Below are 17,066 nucleotides of genomic sequence, written 5' to 3'. Positions count from 1 at the left end.
CGCTGCTGCGTCATATTTATTTAGATCATACGAACTAAATGTCAAACGATTCGATCTGAGGAAATCCCATCGAAATCCGGAACAAATCCGATTTTCATTGCCGATTCAGTGTCATATAATAATTTGACACACCTTCCAATATGCCGTGCTTTTTGATTATTCAGATAAATTGATTAATGTTGGCTAACAATATTCCAGCCATGCCTCAACATCGGATTTGAGGTCTGGAAAGGAGGGGGGATAAGACAGGTGAAGGACATGCTTCCAGACACACCCCCCGAACCGAGCCGAGACGTGCAAGCCCCCACCAAGACCGCGCTCTCCGCCCTGCGCAAGATCCTGCGCAAGACCGAAATGAACGCCAAGGCGCTGATGCGTGAAACGGGCCTCACGCCCTCCCAGCTCATCTTCATGCAGATGCTGGATGACGGGGCGGAGCATACCGCAGGCGCTGTCGCCACGCGCATGGGCATCACCCAGGCCACCACCACCGCTCTCATTCACAAGCTGGAAGCCGTGGGCATGGTGGCGCGCCGCAAGGGGGAGACGGACCGGCGCCAGGTGTGGCTCAGCCTGACGGAGAAGGGCCGCAAGGTTCTGGATATCGCTCCGGACGGGGCGCATGCCCGCTTCCATGCCGCTTTCACCAATCTTGCCGAATGGGAGCAGCTCATGCTCATTTCGGCGCTGGAGCGGGTCGCCGCCATGCTGGGCGCGGATGACGATGCCGCCCCGGTACTGACCGCCGATCCGGTGCTTGCCCCCCAGGGCGAAAATCCCCCCGCACCGGCACCGACCCGCGTCCCCTGACACCCCTGCCGGGGACACTGAGACTCCGCCGCGATGATGCCCGACCGACACCGGCCAGACCGGTACCGGTGTCCGGACGGGGCTATATATTACCTCTCCGGAGACGAGCCTGCTCATGGGTCAGCACACCATGATGCCGGATCGCGACATTGCGGCACGAACCTTGCCTGATACCCATTCGCCCCAGCGCGACACATTTATGAGGTGGCAGGCATGTTATTGTAATTACGGTTTCATTTTGGTCAGATTTCTAGATATATCTTGATCATCTCCTCGCCCACTCATGCATCATTGCGCTGGTTGAGTGCTCCATTCTGACGACCATCCGGGCCGCCTGAACGCAAAATGATTCAGATCGACAGAATAAATATTGATTCAAACCGTACTGTGCTTGGAAACAGCGCCCGCCCGGGGGTGGCCGGGTGCGTTCCGGTGCGCAGAATCATGCGACAGGCCCTTTTCGGGCAAGAAGAACTCGGGACCGGCGCACGAAACCTTTTGATGCGGAAGAACGCGAGCGCTCAACGCCTGTGCAGATGCCGTGCGGCACATGCACCAAGACTTGCAAGAACATCATCCAGCCCCCGCCTGCCTGCCGGGTTCCGGCGCGGGTCCTGCCCCTCATCCCGCGTGGAGCATGATCGCCCATGATGCTGTGGCTCATCCCCCTGCTCCCCATGATCGGCGCCATCCTGCCGCCGATGCTCATCCGTTCCGGTCGCGGAAGCTGCGCCATCTCGGCGGCCTTCGTCTCCGTGGTGACGCTGGGTCTGCTGCTCTCGCGCGGCAAGACGGTTTTCCTCGGCGGGGTGGAGCTGTTCTCCGTGCCCTGGGTGCATCAGATCGGGCTGAACTTCTCCTTCCGCCTTGATGCGCTGAGCCTGTTTTTCGCGGCGATGATCCTCATCATCGGCATTCTGGTCATCATCTATGCGCGCTATTATCTCAGCCGCGAAGATCCGATGGGCCGCTTCTACACCTATCTGCTCCTGTTCCAGGGGGCGATGCTGGGTGTGGTGCTTTCAGACAATCTCATCCTGCTGCTGGTCTTCTGGGAGATGACCAGCCTCACCTCCTTCCTGCTCATCGGTTTCTGGCGCAAGAAGAAGGATGCCCGGCGCGGCGCGCGCATGGCGCTGGTGGTCACCGGCGGCGGCGGGCTTGCGCTCATCGGCGGGCTGCTGATGCTGGGGCAGATTGCCGGAACCTATGAAATCTCGCAGATCATGGATCGCGCCGAGATCATCAAGGCCTCTCCCTATTATGTGCCGATGCTGCTGCTGGTGCTGCTTGGCGCCTTCACCAAATCGGCCCAGTTTCCCTTCCATTTCTGGCTGCCGCACGCCATGGCGGCGCCCACCCCGGTTTCTGCCTATCTGCACTCCGCCACCATGGTGAAGGCCGGCATCTTTCTTCTGGCGCGGCTGTGGCCGGCGCTTGCCGGCACCGAGGTCTGGTTCCTCATCGTCGCCCCCGTGGGCCTCGTCACCATGGCGATGGGCGCATGGATCGCGCTGTTCAAGGATGACCTGAAGGCCCTGCTGGCCTATTCCACCATCAGCCATCTCGGCCTTGTCACCATGCTGCTGGGCTTCGGCACGCCCATGGCGGCGGTGGTCGCGGTGTTCCACATTCTCAACCACGCCACCTTCAAGGCCGCCCTGTTCATGAGCGCGGGCATTGTCGACCATGAGGCCGGCACCCGGAACATGAGCCGCCTTGGCGGTCTGCTCAGGCTGATGCCGATCACCGGCACCTTTTCCCTGATTGCCGCGGCCGCAATGGCGGGTGTGCCCTTCTTCAACGGCTTCCTCTCCAAGGAAATGATGCTGGAAGAGGCCGCGCACACGGTCTATCCCGGCCTGCCCTGGCTGTTCCCGGTCTGCGTGACGCTGGCGGCCCTGTTCTCCGTGACCTATGCGGCGCGCTTTGCCATCCTCACCTTCCTCGGCCCGAAGAAGAAGGATTATCCGCGCTCCCGGCCGCATGACCCGCCTGTCGGCATGTGGCTGCCCATGGCGCTGCTGGTGATCCCGGTGGTGGCCATCGGCATCATGCCGCAGGATGTGGTGGGCCGCACGCTCGCCCATATTTCCGGCGCGGTCATCAATGGCCCGCTGCCGGACTATCATCTGGCGCTCTGGCATGGCCTGACCCCCGCCCTCTTCATGAGCCTTGTCGCCTTTGCCGGCGGTGCGGCGCTGTATCCCTATCTCAGGCGGCTGAAGGCGCGCCTGCGGGGCGTGCCCCGGCTGGATGGCCGCGACATCTTCGAGACCACGCTGGATATCAGCGTCAAGACATCCCGCCGCATCATCGGCGTGCTGCATGCCGGCTCGCTCACCCGCTATCTGCGCATCACCTTCGTGGCCATCCTGCTGTTCGGCATCTATGCCATCTGGAGCACGCCGGCCTATGAGCATGAGCGGGCGATGCTGCCGGTCAATGCCCCGGCCCTGACAGCCTGGTTCCTGCTTGCTGTCGTCAGCATCATGGTGGTGATCCGACACAATGAGCGGCTGCTGGCGCTGATCCTCACCAGCGTCATCGGCGTTGTGGTGGCGCTGGCCTTCATCCAGTTCTCCGCACCGGACCTCGCCCTCACCCAGATCAGCGTGGACGTGGTGACCACCATTCTCATGCTGCTGGCGCTCAACCTGCTGCCCAAGCATACCCCGCATGAGGACAGCACCTTCGCCCGCTGGCGCGATGGCATCGTGGCGGTGGCCTGCGGCTTCGGCGTGGCCGCCCTCTCCTATGGCATCATGACCCGCAACGGCGTGACCGACATCGCCCAGTATTACATCGCCACGGCCAAGCCCGGCGGTGGCGGCACCAATGTGGTGAACGTCATCCTCGTGGATTTCCGCGGCTTCGATACCTTCTCCGAGATCATCGTGCTCGGCATCGCCGCGATTTCGATCTTCGCCCTGCTGGACATCAAGCTGAAGGAAGCGGCCGTGCGCCGCCTGCGCGCCCTGCTGCCCAAGGAGGAGGCGAGCGACGCCCATCCCCTGATCCTGGTGGTGGTGACGCGCGTGCTGCTGCCGCTGTCCATGGTGGTGGGCGTCTATATCTTCCTGCGCGGGCATAACGAGCCGGGAGGCGGCTTCGTCGCCGGGCTCGTGGTCGCCATCGCCCTCATCATGCAATATATCGCCTCGGGCTATGCCTGGGGCGCGAACCGCCTGCATCTGAACCCGCAGACGGCCATTGGCGCGGGTGTCGGCATTGCCGGCATCGCCGGGCTCATCCCCATGCTGTTCGATGAACCCTTCCTCACCAGCAACTACACCTATGTGGAACTGCCCATTGTCGGCGAGTTCGAGCTGGCCTCGGCCATGGTGTTCGATCTGGGGGTCTTCCTCACGGTTGTCGGCGTGATGGTGCTCACCCTCGCCCGTCTGGCGCGTGTGGAGCAGCGGGTCGATCCGGCGCTGGAGAGCGGGCAGCCCATGGATATTCCCCTGGAAAAACCAGCATCGCCAGCGGAAGCGGCCCTGGCCGCAACCCCGGCCGGGAAGGAGTGAGCCGATGGAACTTCTCGTTGCAAGCGCCATTGGCATCCTCACCGCTGTCGGCATCTATCTGATGCTGCGCGGGCGCAGTTTCCCGATCATCCTGGGCATCACCTTCCTGTCCTATGCGGTGAACCTGTTCCTGTTCTCCATGGGCCGGCTGGCCATCAACAGCCCCGCCGTCTACAGCCCGGATGCCAATGGCTATGCGGACCCGGTGCCGCAGGCGCTGGTGCTCACCGCCATCGTCATCTCGTTCGGCATGTCGGCCCTGATCGTGGTCATGGCCCTGCGCGGCTATCTGGAAACCGGATCGGACCACACCCGCCTGTCCGCCATGGAAGACGATACCGGCCAGTCCACCAGCCCGGCAGACACGCCCCCGAACCCGCGTGACGGAGAGCGGGCATGAACCATCTGATCATCGCGCCCATCATCCTGCCGGCGCTCACCGCTGCCTTTCTCATTCTGGCGCTGCGCGGCCATGTACGCAGCCAGCGCACGGTCTCCATCGTCGCCACCGTGGTGCTGCTGGCCTTCGATATCGGCCTGCTGGTGCTCACCGCCACCGAGGGGCCGCAGGTCTACCGGCTGGGAGACTGGCCGGTGCCCTATGGCATCGTTCTGGTGCTGGACCAGCTCTCCGCCACCATGCTGGTGCTGACAGGGGCGCTGGCCCTTGCGGTGGTGATCTATGCCTCCGCGGGATCAGACCGGCGCGGGCGCCTGTTCCATCCGCTGTTCCAGTTCCAGCTGCTCGGCATCAATGGCTCCTTCCTCACCGGCGACATCTTCAACCTGTTCGTCTTCTTCGAGGTGATGCTCATCGCCTCCTACGGGCTGATGGTGCATGGCGGCGGGGCGGGACGGCTGAAGGCCGGCTTCCACTATGTGGCGATCAACCTTGTCGCCTCCACCATGTTCCTGATTGCGGTGGGCCTGATCTACGGCTCCACCGGCACGCTGAACATGGCGGATCTGGCGGTGCGGGTGCAGCAGATCGGCTCCACTGATCCGGGCTTCCTGAAGGCCGGCGCGCTGCTGCTGTTCGCGGTGTTCGCCACCAAGGCGGCGCTGGTGCCGCTGCACTGGTGGCTGCCGGCAACCTATGCCTCCACCTCGGCCCCGGCCGCCGCCATCTTCATGATGCTGACCAAGGTGGGCGCCTACGCCATATTGCGCGTCTATGGCATGATCTTCGGCGCGGATGCCGGGGCGCTGGCGCTGGTGGCCTCTCCCTATGTGCTGCCTGCCGCTGTCGTCACGGTGCTGTTCGGCACGCTCGGCGTCATCGGCAGCCGCACGCTGAAGGCCGTGGCCGCCTTTGCGGTGGTGGCGTCCATGGGCACGCTGCTGATCGCGCTTGGCCTGTTCGACAATGTGGGCGTGGCCGCCGCACTCTACTACATGGTGCACAGCACGCTGGCGGGCGCCGCCCTGTTCCTCATCGCCGGCATGGTGGTGGAAGGCCGGCCCCATACGCTGGACCGGCTTGAACCGGACATGGCGATGCGGGCGGAAAAGCTTGTCGCCTCGCTGTTCTTCATCGCCGCGCTGGCCATGGTTGGCCTGCCCCCGCTCTCCGGCTTCATCGGCAAGGTGATGATTCTGGATGCGACCCGCGGCGTGCCGAGCTGGGCTTTGTTGTGGACCGTCATCCTGTGCACCAGCCTCGTGCTGACCTATGGGCTGACACGCGCCGGCACCACGCTGTTCTGGTCCAGCGCCCCGCCGCCCGACAAATGGCCGGAACCGCGCCCCAAGCTGTTCCAGCCGGTTCTGGCGGTCAGCCTGCTTGTCTCGATGATGGTGGCCTGGACACTGGCGGCAGGCCCTGCCACGGCCTGGCTGGAAAGCACCGCGCATCAGGCGCTGGACCGTTCGGGCTATGTGGAAACCGTTCTGGGCCAGAAGCCGATCCGGCCGGCGAAGGAGGACTGAGCCCATGTCGCGCCTCTTTCCCCACCCCCTGCTGAGCATCTGCCTCACCCTTGTCTGGGTGATGCTGACCAATTCCATCAGCCCCGGCCAGATCGTGCTGGGGCTGCTTCTGGGCTTTCTCATCCCGCTCTATGTGGCCAATTTCTGGCCCGGCCGGCCGCGCATCAAGGCGCCGCTCACCATCATCACCTATGTGCTGATCCTGCTCTGGGATGTCATCGTCTCGAACATTCATGTGGCCAAGCTCATCCTGTTCCGGCGGGGGGACAGCCTGCGCTCGGTCTATGTCACCATGCCGCTGGAACTGGAAACGCCGGAAGCCATCGCCGCGCTCACCGGCACCATCGCGCTCACCCCCGGCACGGTGTGCGTGGACATCAGCGCGGACGGCAAGGTCCTGCTCATTCACTGCCTTGATTTCGATGATCCCAACGAGATCATCACCCAGATCAAGGAACGATATGAATGCCGGCTGAAGAGGATATTCGAATGATCACCATCGCCTGCATCATTGCCGGAGTGGCTGTCAGCTGCGCGCTTCTGCTCACCCTCTACCGTCTGGCCGTGGGGCCGGATGCGGTGGACCGGGTGATCGCGCTCGACACGCTGGTCGTCAACACCATCGCCCTCATCGTTCTGGTGGGCATCGTCTATGGCAGCGCCATCTCGTTCGAGGCCGCCCTGCTGTTCGCCATGGTGGGCTTCGTGACCACCGTGTCCTTCTGCAAATATCTGCTGCGCGGCAACGTGATCGAGTGAGGATGTGATGGCACTCTTCTGGGAAATCCTGACATCCGCGCTGATTCTCATCAGCGCCTTCTTTCTGGTGGTCGGCTCGCTCGGGCTTGCCAAGCTGCCGGGCACCATGCGCCGCCTGCACGGCCCCACCAAGGCGACGACGCTGGGCATCGGCGCCATGCTCATCGCCTCCATGGTCTATGCCATCGGCGTGCGCGGGGAATGGTCGGTGCATGAACTGCTCATCACCTTCTTCCTTGTGCTCACCGCGCCGGTGAGCGCCCATATGGTGGCCAAGGCGCATATTCTGCGCGCCAAGGAAGAGCGTGCGGACCTGCCGCCAACCGGCCGCCCCGTGGGCTGGGCCACCATTTCCGGCCTGCGCAAGAGCCAGTGGCGCTAGCGCCGAACATCCTGCCTTCCGGTGGTGGCCCGCCTCACCGGAAGCGCCTCCTGGCGTGGAGGTCAGGACCGGGCGGGGTCGGCCACCTCTTCCCCCAGCATATCGCGCAGCACGGGTGCAACACCGATGCGGAAGCTGCGCACGGCATCGCCAACGATGAGCGTCAGGTCATCGGGGGTCTGCGTGGCATAGACATAGCGGCGGATGGCCAGATAGAAGATGCGCCCGTGAAGCCCCCAGAACAGCTCGGCCTCACGCTCTGAAACCGGCACGTCCTCCGGAGATGGCAGGCCCAGTTCGTGGCGCAGCTCGCCGCAGGCCGGCAGGATGATCCGGTCACGGATGATGGTGAGATAGCGGCTGGTGATGTCGAAGGATTTCAGGCCCGAAAAGGCGAAGATCCGCACCCAGTGATAATCGAACACCCGCTCCACATATTCCAGATAGAACCGGTTGAGCCGCTCTTCCAGCGGCCTTGAGCGATCGATCACCAGGCTGGCCCAGTTGGGATTCCAGCGGCTCAGATACACATGCTCATAGACCCGCTCGATCAGCACTTCCTTGCTGGGAATGTGCCGGTAGATGGCCGAATGGGTGATGCCCATGCGCTTGGCCAGTTCACGGGTCTGCCCCTCAAACCCGTGCTCGGCGAAGAAACGCACCGCTTCCTCGATAATCGCCTGTTCGCGCTCGGCGGCCCGCATGTGCTGGCGGCGGGGGCGCGGAGCATCACCGGTGATGGCGGATGCCGCTTTCCGTCTCCCGGATGAACCGGGCACAGCCTCCGCCCTGCCCCTGTCCGCAGCCCGGCGCGGCGTGGGGTCTTTTTCCGGCGTACCGGCCTGCCCGGCCTTTTCCTCGTCAGAATCCTTCATCGCAAACCTCCCCCCTGATGGCGGCTTTTGGGGTGCGATAGCGCAATCACCGCACATGACCAAGCCAAAAGCCTTTCCGCCTCGCCGGCAACCCTGTCCACCCCAAACGGCGGGACGATTTGTAATGGCTATTGACAGATAGAAAACATCTGTCAATCTTTGTGACCAAGTGGTCACAAAGTCCACATCAAAGACCGGGGAGGATGCCGTGAAGGCGCGCGCTTTTGCTTATGCACGGCCGCAGACCCTTGCGGAGGCACATGCCGCATTTGCGGAGGCCGATGGGGATGCGAGCTATATTTCAGGCGGCCAGAGCCTGGTGCCTGCGCTGGCGATGCGCCTGCAGGCCCCCCGGCAGATCATCGATCTTGCCGGCATCGCGCAGATGCGTGGCATCGGCGTGGAAGACGGGGTGCTGCGCCTTGGGGCGCTGACGCGCCATGTGGATGCGCTGCGCCATCCGCTCATCGCCACCCATGCGCCCCTGCTGGCGCAGGCCGCCCCCTTTGTCGCCCATCCCGCCATCCGCAATCGCGGCACATTGGGGGGCAGCGTCTCTCTGGCCGATCCGGCCTCCGAGTTTCCCGCCATGATGCTCGCCATGGGGGCGAGCATGGAAATCTCCTCGCCCGAGGGGCTGCGCCTCGTGCCCGCGGATGACTATTTCCAGGACCTGTACCAGACGGCGCTGGAGCCGGGCGACATTCTGGTGGCGCTGCACATTCCCTGCGCGCAACCCGGCCATCGCTGCGCCTTTGATGAACTGGCCCGCCGCCGGGGTGATTACGCCATGGTGGGCGCCGGCATCATGGCGCTGATGGATGGCGACATGGTCGCCGACATGCGCATCGCCTGCTTCTCGGTTGCCGCCACCCCGGTGCGGGCGCGGAATGCCGAAGGGGCCCTCATCGGGCAACGGCTGGAGGCGGAGAGCATCGCTGCCGCCCAGCGCGCGCTGGATGAGGATCTGGACCCGCCGGATGACGCCCAGATCTCCCCCTCCATGCGCCGTCATCTGGCGCGTGTCCTGCTCGGCCGCCTGCTGCAGCGTCTGGAGGCCACCCCATGAGCGAGGCCCTGATGCCAAAGCCCCTGCCGCTCACCCTCACGGTGAATGACATCGCCATCAGCCGCATGGTCACGCCACGCACCACGCTGGCCGATTTCCTGCGCACCGACCTTCAGCTCACCGGCACCCATACCGGCTGCGAGATGGGTGCCTGCGGAGCCTGCCTCGTCATGATGGATGGCGCGCCGGTGCATGCCTGCCTCGTCCTTGCCGTGCAGGCTGAAGGCGCGAGCGTGGAAACGGTGGAGGGACTGGCCGAAAGCGGCGCCATCCGCGAGCTGCAACGCGCCTTCCATGAACGCAATGCCCTCCAATGCGGCTTCTGCACCCCCGGCATGCTGGTCACGGCCCATGCCCTTGTCGAGAGCGGCGGCGTGCCGGACAGGGAGGAGATCCGCGATGCGCTGTCCGGCAATTACTGCCGCTGCACCGGATATGAGGCCATTGTCGATGCCATAGAGAAGGTGATGCGCGCCCGCGCCGGCCTGCCGCAGATCTCGCGGGAGATTCATCCATGAATGCCCCCCTGCCCCCGCGCGGCCTGAAGGACAGCCCGCAACCCCATGTCGGCCGGCCCATGTCCCGCCCCAATGCCCTGCGCCTGCTGGCCGGGCGCGGACGTTATGTGACCGACCTTGCCCTGCCGCGCATGCTGCATGCCGCCTTTGTGCGTTCGCCCTATGCCCATGCCCGCATCCTCTCGCTGGATGTGGAGGCCGCGCGCACCGCGCCGGGCGTGCGCCTTGTGGCCACCGGGCAGGATCTGGCCCGGCTCTGCACCCCCTGGGTGGGGACGCTGGCGCATTTCCAGGGCATGACATCCGCCCCCCAGCTTCCTCTGCCTCTGGAAGAGGTGCTGTGGAGCGGGCAGGCCATTGTCGCCATTGTCGCCGACAGCCGGGCCGAGGCGGAAGATGCCGCCGAACTGGTAGAGATGGAGCTTGAGGAGCTGCCCGTCCTCGCCGATCTCGACACCGCGCTGGCCGGGGACGCGCCCCCCGCAACGGCGGACTACAAGGACAATCTGTGCTTCCGCGCCGTGATAGACACCGGCCGGGTGGATGACATCTTCGCGGCCGCCGCCCATGTGGTGGAGCGTGAATTCCGCTTTGGCCGCCATACCGGCGTGACGCTGGAGCCGCGCGCCATCGTCGCCGACTATGATGCCAGCGAGCAGCGCCTCACCGTGCATCACGGCACGCAGACCCCGTTCCAGTTTCAGGACCTGTATGCCCGCCATTATGGCATTCCGGAATCCCGTGTGCGGGTCATCGCCCCGGATGTCGGCGGCTCCTTCGGCGTGAAGCTGCATGTCTATCATGAGGATATGGCGGTTGTCGGCCTGTCCATCCTCACCGGGCGGCCGGTGAAGTTCGTCGCCGACCGCCTTGAGGCTTTCGTTTCCGACATCCATGCCCGCGACCATCGCGTGCGCGCCCGTGCCGCCTTTGATGCGGAAGGGCGGGTGCTGGCCATGGATGTGGAGGATGAAACCGGCATCGGCGCCTTTTCAACCTATCCCCGCACCAGCGTGGTGGAAGGCAACCAGGTCATCCGCCTCATCGGCACGCCTTACGATCTGGAGGCGTATCGCGCCGGGCTGAAGGTGGTGTTCCAGCACAAGACGCAGACCAGCCAGTATCGCGCCGTGGGCCACCCCATTGCCGCCGCCGTCACCGAGCATCTGATGGACGAGGGCGCCCATGCGACGGGGCTTGACCCCTTCGCCATCCGCGCCCTGAACATGCTGCGCGATGATTCCTACCCCCGCACGGCGCTCACCGGCTACAAGTTCGAGGGGCTCTCGCATCAGGCCTGCCTCACCAGGCTGCACCGGCTGATGGATTACGAGCGGTTACGCAGGGAGCAGGCCGAGCTGCGCGAACGCGGCATTCATCGCGGCATCGGCATCGCCACCTATGTCGAGATCACCAACCCCACGCCCGCCTTCTATGGGGTGGGCGGGGCGCGCATCTCGGCGCAGGATGCCGCCGTCATCACCATCACCCCGTCCGGGGAGGTGCGCTGCACCATCTCCGTCACCGAACAGGGACAGGGGACGGAAACCATCATCGGCCAGATCGTCGCCGATCATCTGGGTGTTTCGCGCGAGATCGTGCGGGTGCTCACCGGCGATACCGAGGTGACGCCGCATGGCGGGGCCACATGGGCCTGCCGCGGGGCGGGCATTGGCGGTGAAACGGCGCTTCAGGCCGCCCGCCGGCTCAAGCAGAATGTGCTGTCCCTCGCCGCCACCATCCTGCAGGCGCGCCCCGATGATCTGGATCTCGTCAATGGCGAGGTCATCAATCGCGATGGCGGGGCGGTGCGCATGTCTCTGGCGGAGGTCGCGCGGATTGCCTTTTTCCGCTCCGATACCCTGCCGCCGGACGCAAATGCCCAGCTCACCGTGGCCCACCATTATGCGCCACAGGGTTACCCCTTCGCCTTCACCAATGGCATCCATGGCTGCCATGTGGAGGTGGATACCCAGACCGGCCTCGTGAAGATCCTCAAGCATTTCGTGGTGGAGGACTGCGGGCGCGTCATCAATCCCCTGCTGGTGGAAGAGCAGGTGCGCGGAGGCGTGGTGCAGGGGCTGGGCGCGGCCTTCTTCGAGGAGTGCCTCTATGACGAGAACGGCCAGCTCACCAATGGATCGCTGGCCGACTATCTGGTGCCGATGTCCTGCGAGATGCCGGACATCCTGATCGATCACGTGGAAACGCCAACCCGTGACACGGAACTGGGCGCGAAAGGATGCGGGGAAGCCGGTACGGCCGCCTCGTCCGCCGCCGCGCTCAACGCCGTCAATGATGCCCTGCGCCCCTTCGGCACGCGGCTCACACAAATCCCCATGACCCCGGCCCGCATCCTGCGCGCCCTGGGCGTGGACTGAAAAGACAATAAATCACAACAACATACAGAACACAATCATTCGGGAGGAATGACATGTCCGAGAATACAAGGAAGCCACCACTGGTGATGTCACGCCGCACGCTTCTGGCCGGCATGGGCGCAAGCCTGGGTATCGGGCTGGGGGCGGGATCCCTCGGCATGGTGGCCGCCCCCTCCATCGCCCGCGCGCAGACATCAAGCATCCGCATCGGCTTTCCGGTGCCCCTCACGGGTCCGTTCGCGGCCGAGGCGAAGGATCAGGTGAAAAGCGCCGAACTGGCGGTGAAGCTCTTCAATGACAAGGGCGGCATTGCCGGGCGCAAGGTCGAGCTTCTGGTGCGCGATGACAAGCTCAATGCCGGCGAGGCCGCCACCCGCACGCTCGAACTGATCGAGAAGGACAAGGCGCATGCCATTGTCGGCGCGCTCTCAAGCGCCGTGCAACTGGCCGTGAATGAGGTGACGCGCGCCCGCGGCGTGGTCTATGTGTCCATCAGCCAGTCCGATACCATCAATGAGATCAAGGACTTCTCACGATACACCTTTCATGAGGCGCTCAACCCGCACATGACCACGGCCGCCGTGGCCCGCGCCACCTTCAGGAAAGGCACGCGCGTGGCCTTCCTTGTGGCCGATTATGCCTATGGCCATGAGATGCTGCGCGGCTTCAAGCGCGCCGCCGCCGAGATCGGCGCCGAGGTGGTGGGCGAGATCATGCATCCCTTCGGCACGCCCGATTACTCCACCCTGATGCCGCGCCTGCGCGCCATGAAGCCGGACATTCTCGCCATCTGCAATTTCGGTCGCGATCAGGCCAACGCCATCAAGCAGGCCAATGATTTCGGCATGAAGAAGCAGATGCAGATCGTGGTGCCCGTCCTGCTGCACAACCAGCGTATCGCCGTGGCCCCGGATGTGTTCGAGGGCGTGATCGGCGGCGCCAACTATTACTGGCAACTGCAGGATACCGTGCCCAGCGCCCGCGTCTTCAATGATGCCTACAAGGCCGCCTATGGCAGCCTGCCGACGGATTACGGCGCCTATGGCTTCACCGGCGTCTATTCCACGCTCCTCGCCATAGAGAAGGCCGGCGGAACGGAAACGGACAGGATCGTCAACGCCTTGCAGGAGCTGAAATATGACGTGGCCAAGGGGCCGCAATATTACCGGGCCTGCGATCATCAGTCGGTCCAGTCGGTTCTTGTGCTGCGCTCCAAGGGCAAGGCCGAGATGAAGAGCCCGGATGACCTGTTTGACATCGTCGCCGTTGAACCACCCTCAGAGCTGATGCTGCGCAGCTGCGCGGAACTCGGCTTCCCGACCTGACATCTCAGTGGGCCGGAGGCTCATCATGGACCTTGAACTCATTCTCATGCAGCTCTTTTCCGGCCTGGCGCTGGGGGCGATCCTCGTCATGGTGGCGCTCGGGCTCACCATCATTTTCGGCATGCTCGGCATCGTGAACTTCGCCCATGGCGCACTGTTCATGGTGGGAGCCTATGCCGGGCTGTGGGTCGCTTCGCTGACAGACAGCTTCTGGTGGGCGCTTCTGGTTGCGCCCATCGCCATCGGCGTGTTCGGAATGGCCATAGAGCGCTTCCTCATCCGCCCGCTCTATGGCCGCTCGGTCGATGATCCGCTGCTGCTCACCTTCGGCCTCGGCTATGTGCTGGTGGAAGGCGTGCGCATCACATTCGGCACCGATGGCATTCCCTTCTCGGCCCCCGAGGCGCTCCAGGGCGTGGTGGATCTGGGCATCGGCTATTTCCCCATCTACCGCATGTTCGTCATTCTCGTGGTGGCGCTGGTGCTGGTGGCGCTGTGGCTGGCGCTGGAAAAGACCCGCTTTGGCCTGATCGTGCGGGCCGGTGCGCGTGATCCGCTGATCATGCGCGTGCTCGGGGTCGATATCAGCAAGGTCTGGCTGCTGGTGTTCGGCCTTGGCATCGGCCTCACCGCCCTTGGCGGCGTGCTGGCCGCGCCGATGCGCAATGTGAGCCCGGAAATGGGCACACTGGTTCTGGCAGAGGCGTTCGTTGTCACCGTCATTGGCGGCATGGGCTCGCTGCTGGGGGCTGTCGTCGCCGGGCTTCTGGTGGGCATCGCCATCAGCATGACCGCGCTGTTCGCACCCGAAATGGCCACCATCGTCATGTTCGCCCTGATGGCGCTGGTTCTCCTGCTGCGCCCGCAAGGCCTGTTCGGACGCGCGGCGGCATGAACGGAGATCGCATCATGACCTCATCCACTCCTGCCGCCGGCACCCTGCCCGCGCGTGCATCCGTTCCCTTCAGCCGGCTGGCCGCCCAATGGCGCGTGCCGTTCACCATTGTCGTGCTGTGCCTGCTGCCCTGGATTCTCCCCTCCCAGGCCCTGGCCGTGAATGTGCTGATCTATGGCCTGTTCACGGTCGGCTTCAACCTGCTGTTTGGCTATACGGGCCTGCTCTCTTTCGGCCATGCCGCCTTCTTTGGCGGCGGGGCCTATCTCACCGGCATGGCCATCGCCCATTTCGGGCTGGGATGGTTTCCCGCCATGCTGGTGGGCGTGAGCGGGGCCGGCCTGCTGGCGGCGGTGATCGGCGCCCTCTCCATCCGCACCCGCGGCATCTATTTCTGCATGGTCACGCTGGCCCTCTCGCAGCTTGTCTTCTATGTCGCCCTTCAGGCCTATGGCTGGACCGGCGGAGAAAATGGCCTGCGCGGATTTACTGTTGCACAGGCGGATATACTCGGCCTGTTCACGGTGAACATGCTGGACCCGACCCAGAAATATTACTTCCTCATGGCCTTTACAGCCATCGCCCTGTGGTTCGTCTCCCGCGTGCTGAACTCCCCCTTTGGCGCGGCGATCGAGGCGGTGCGGGAAAATGAGGTGCGCGCCCGCGCCTGCGGCTTCAATGTGGAACGCACCAAGCTGCTCGCCTTCATCCTTTCGGGGGCTGTTTCCGGGCTGGCGGGTACCCTGTCGGCGCTCCATCTGGCCATCGTGCCGCTGGATGCGCTGGGCTATCACACCTCCAGCCTGGTGGTGATGATGACCATGCTGGGTGGCGCGGGCTCCTTCTTCGGGCCGTTCGTGGGTGCGCTGGTGTTCCTGCTGATCGAGGATGTGTTCTCGCTCTGGACATCCCACTGGCAGCTCATTGTCGGCATCATCTTCATCCTCTTCGTTCTGTACATGCCCAAGGGCCTGTGGGGCACGCTGATGGCACGCCTCTCGCGCACGGAAAGGGATGCGCCATGACTGCACTGATGACGGTTGAGAATGTCGGGCGCTCCTTTGGCGGATTTGTCGCCCTGTCGGGGATTTCCACCTCGTTCGAGCGCAACAAGGTCACGGCGGTGATTGGCCCCAACGGCGCCGGAAAGAGCACCTTCTTCAATGTGCTTTCCGGTGCGCTGGCCCCCTCCAGCGGGGCGATCCGCTTCAAGGGGCGCGATGTCACCGGCATGAAGCAGCACCGCTTCGTGCATCTGGGCATCGCGCGTTCCTACCAGATCACCAATCTGTTCTCCTCGCTCTCGGTGGAGGAGAATGTGCGGGTTGCCGCACAGGCGCTCACCACGCGGTATGACCTGTTCTCGCATCGCGCCCGCTATGGGCAGTTGCTGGAAAAGGCCCATGCGGCGCTGGCGCAGGTGGGGCTGTTTGCCAAGCGTAACCGGGTGTCCCGCGAACTCTCGCATGGTGAACAGCGGGCGCTGGAAATCGCCATTTCCCTTGTGGCCGATCCCGAACTGCTGCTGCTGGATGAGCCAACGGCCGGCATGGGCCCGCAGGAAACCAAGGACATGGTGGAGCTGATCGAACGCCTGGCGGGAGATCGCACCATTCTTCTTGTCGAGCACAAGATGAAGATGATCCTGGGTCTGTCAAACCGCATTCTGGTGCTGCATCACGGCCGCCTTCTGGCCGATGGAACACCTGACGAGGTGCGATCGGACCCTGAAGTGCGGCGCGTTTATCTGGGGCAGAACGATGGCTATTCTTGAAGTCGAAAACCTCAATGCCTGGTATGGCGCGAGCCATGTGGTGCACGGCCTGTCCTTCAGGGTGGAGCCGGGCGAGATCGTCGCTCTGGTGGGGCGCAACGGGGCCGGCAAGACCTCGACCCTGCGCGCCATCATGGGGCTGATGCCCCGGGCCGAGGGCCGGCTGAGCTTTGACGGCAAAAACATGCAGGGCCTTGGCGCGCACGCGCGCTACGGCATGGGCCTCGCCTATGTGCCGGAAGAGCGGCGCATCGTCCCCGGCCTCACCGTGCGGGAAAATCTCGAAATCGGGCTGGTCGCAGCCGGCCGGACCAATGTGAACGCCGCCATTGACGAGATCGCGGAAAGTTTTCCGCGCCTCAAGGAAAGGCTGCACCAGCAGGGCACCACCATGTCCGGCGGCGAGCAGCAGATGCTGGCCATTGCCCGCGCCATCATCTCGCGGCCCAAGATGGTGCTTCTGGATGAACCTTCCGAAGGCATCATGCCCGTTCTGGTGGAGGAAATGGGCGTTCTGTTCCGCCGCCTGCGGGATCAGGGCATGACCCTGCTGCTGGTGGAACAGAATGTGGAATGGGCACTCAATCTCGCCAGCCGCGCCATCATCATCGATGAGGGTGAGGTCGTCCATGAATCCAGCGCGGAAGCACTGTTGGCAGACAAGGATATACAGGACCGATATTGCGCCGTTTAGGCCGGAATATCTGTCGGACACCCGCAAAATCCGCCTCTGAACGAAACTGGTGCGGCTGGACCTGACCAGCCTCCACCCACATCGGCCCGCTCAGGCCATCACCCCATCTGCGTCCCGTGCGGCGC

At 64.0% G+C, this 17,066-nt stretch carries 16 protein-coding genes; 15 read left to right on the top strand and 1 reads right to left on the bottom strand.

What is annotated here, in order from left to right:
* Positions 1-294 precede the first annotated feature (294 nt).
* From ACT6QG_RS03160 to ACT6QG_RS03130, 7 genes are all read left to right on the top strand, one after another.
* Complete coding sequence (locus tag ACT6QG_RS03160) at positions 295-810, top strand: MarR family winged helix-turn-helix transcriptional regulator (RefSeq protein ID WP_444976145.1); 516 nt, start codon at positions 295-297, stop codon at positions 808-810.
* Positions 811-1,457: 647 nt separating this feature from the next.
* Positions 1,458-4,340, top strand: a complete 2,883-nt coding sequence (locus ACT6QG_RS03155) for a monovalent cation/H+ antiporter subunit A (RefSeq protein WP_444976144.1) — start codon at positions 1,458-1,460, stop codon at positions 4,338-4,340.
* A gap of 4 nt (positions 4,341-4,344) precedes the next feature.
* Positions 4,345-4,740: a Na+/H+ antiporter subunit C gene (locus tag ACT6QG_RS03150; protein ID WP_444976143.1), complete on the top strand. Its 396-nt coding sequence runs from the start codon at positions 4,345-4,347 to the stop codon at positions 4,738-4,740.
* Positions 4,737-6,269 (top strand): monovalent cation/H+ antiporter subunit D, encoded by a 1,533-nt coding sequence (locus ACT6QG_RS03145; protein WP_444976142.1) that lies wholly within the window; start codon positions 4,737-4,739, stop codon positions 6,267-6,269. The genes ACT6QG_RS03150 and ACT6QG_RS03145 overlap by 4 nt, the downstream gene beginning before the upstream one ends.
* A gap of 4 nt (positions 6,270-6,273) precedes the next feature.
* Entirely contained in the window at positions 6,274-6,762 is a 489-nt protein-coding gene (locus ACT6QG_RS03140; protein ID WP_444976141.1) for a Na+/H+ antiporter subunit E, read from the top strand.
* On the top strand, positions 6,759-7,028 hold the full coding sequence (locus ACT6QG_RS03135; RefSeq protein WP_444976140.1) for a K+/H+ antiporter subunit F: 270 nt from the start codon (positions 6,759-6,761) through the stop codon (positions 7,026-7,028). The genes ACT6QG_RS03140 and ACT6QG_RS03135 overlap by 4 nt, the downstream gene beginning before the upstream one ends.
* Before the next feature lie 7 nt (positions 7,029-7,035).
* The gene (locus ACT6QG_RS03130) at positions 7,036-7,410 is read left to right on the top strand and encodes a Na+/H+ antiporter subunit G (RefSeq protein WP_444976139.1); all 375 of its coding nucleotides are present in this window, start codon (positions 7,036-7,038) and stop codon (positions 7,408-7,410) included.
* A 62-nt stretch (positions 7,411-7,472) separates the two neighbouring features.
* Here ACT6QG_RS03130 and ACT6QG_RS03125 read toward each other — a convergent pair whose 3' ends face one another.
* On the bottom strand, positions 7,473-8,285 hold the full coding sequence (locus ACT6QG_RS03125) for a TetR/AcrR family transcriptional regulator (RefSeq protein ID WP_444976138.1): 813 nt from the start codon (positions 8,283-8,285) through the stop codon (positions 7,473-7,475).
* 208 nt (positions 8,286-8,493) lie between these two features.
* Here ACT6QG_RS03125 and ACT6QG_RS03120 point away from each other — a divergent pair, with 208 nt between their 5' ends.
* Genes ACT6QG_RS03120 through ACT6QG_RS03085 form a run of 8 tightly spaced genes read left to right on the top strand, consistent with a single transcriptional unit; the run spans position 8,494 to position 16,941 of the window.
* Entirely contained in the window at positions 8,494-9,354 is an 861-nt protein-coding gene (locus ACT6QG_RS03120; RefSeq protein ID WP_444976137.1) for an FAD binding domain-containing protein, read from the top strand.
* An 11-nt stretch (positions 9,355-9,365) separates the two neighbouring features.
* Positions 9,366-9,872 carry a (2Fe-2S)-binding protein gene (locus ACT6QG_RS03115; protein ID WP_444976229.1) on the top strand — a complete coding sequence of 169 codons (507 nt, stop codon included), beginning with the start codon at positions 9,366-9,368 and terminating at the stop codon, positions 9,870-9,872.
* Positions 9,869-12,253: a xanthine dehydrogenase family protein molybdopterin-binding subunit gene (locus ACT6QG_RS03110; protein WP_444976136.1), complete on the top strand. Its 2,385-nt coding sequence runs from the start codon at positions 9,869-9,871 to the stop codon at positions 12,251-12,253. The genes ACT6QG_RS03115 and ACT6QG_RS03110 overlap by 4 nt, the downstream gene beginning before the upstream one ends.
* Positions 12,254-12,306: 53 nt before the next feature.
* Entirely contained in the window at positions 12,307-13,578 is a 1,272-nt protein-coding gene (locus ACT6QG_RS03105; protein ID WP_444976135.1) for an ABC transporter substrate-binding protein, read from the top strand.
* A 25-nt stretch (positions 13,579-13,603) separates the two neighbouring features.
* The gene (locus ACT6QG_RS03100; RefSeq protein ID WP_444976134.1) at positions 13,604-14,473 is read left to right on the top strand and encodes a branched-chain amino acid ABC transporter permease; all 870 of its coding nucleotides are present in this window, start codon (positions 13,604-13,606) and stop codon (positions 14,471-14,473) included.
* A 14-nt stretch (positions 14,474-14,487) separates the two neighbouring features.
* Positions 14,488-15,498, top strand: a complete 1,011-nt coding sequence (locus ACT6QG_RS03095) for a branched-chain amino acid ABC transporter permease (RefSeq protein WP_444976133.1) — start codon at positions 14,488-14,490, stop codon at positions 15,496-15,498.
* Positions 15,495-16,247, top strand: a complete 753-nt coding sequence (locus ACT6QG_RS03090; protein WP_444976132.1) for an ABC transporter ATP-binding protein — start codon at positions 15,495-15,497, stop codon at positions 16,245-16,247. The genes ACT6QG_RS03095 and ACT6QG_RS03090 overlap by 4 nt, the downstream gene beginning before the upstream one ends.
* Positions 16,234-16,941, top strand: a complete 708-nt coding sequence (locus ACT6QG_RS03085) for an ABC transporter ATP-binding protein (protein ID WP_444976131.1) — start codon at positions 16,234-16,236, stop codon at positions 16,939-16,941. Before ACT6QG_RS03090 ends, ACT6QG_RS03085 begins: the two co-directional genes overlap by 14 nt.
* Positions 16,942-17,066: the final 125 nt, after the last annotated feature.

The sequence above is a fragment of the Haloleucobacter ellipsoideus genome, assembly GCF_052491725.1.
The sequence above is the reverse complement of the archived record's forward strand: the minus strand, read 5'-3'. Positions and strand labels throughout refer to the sequence as shown.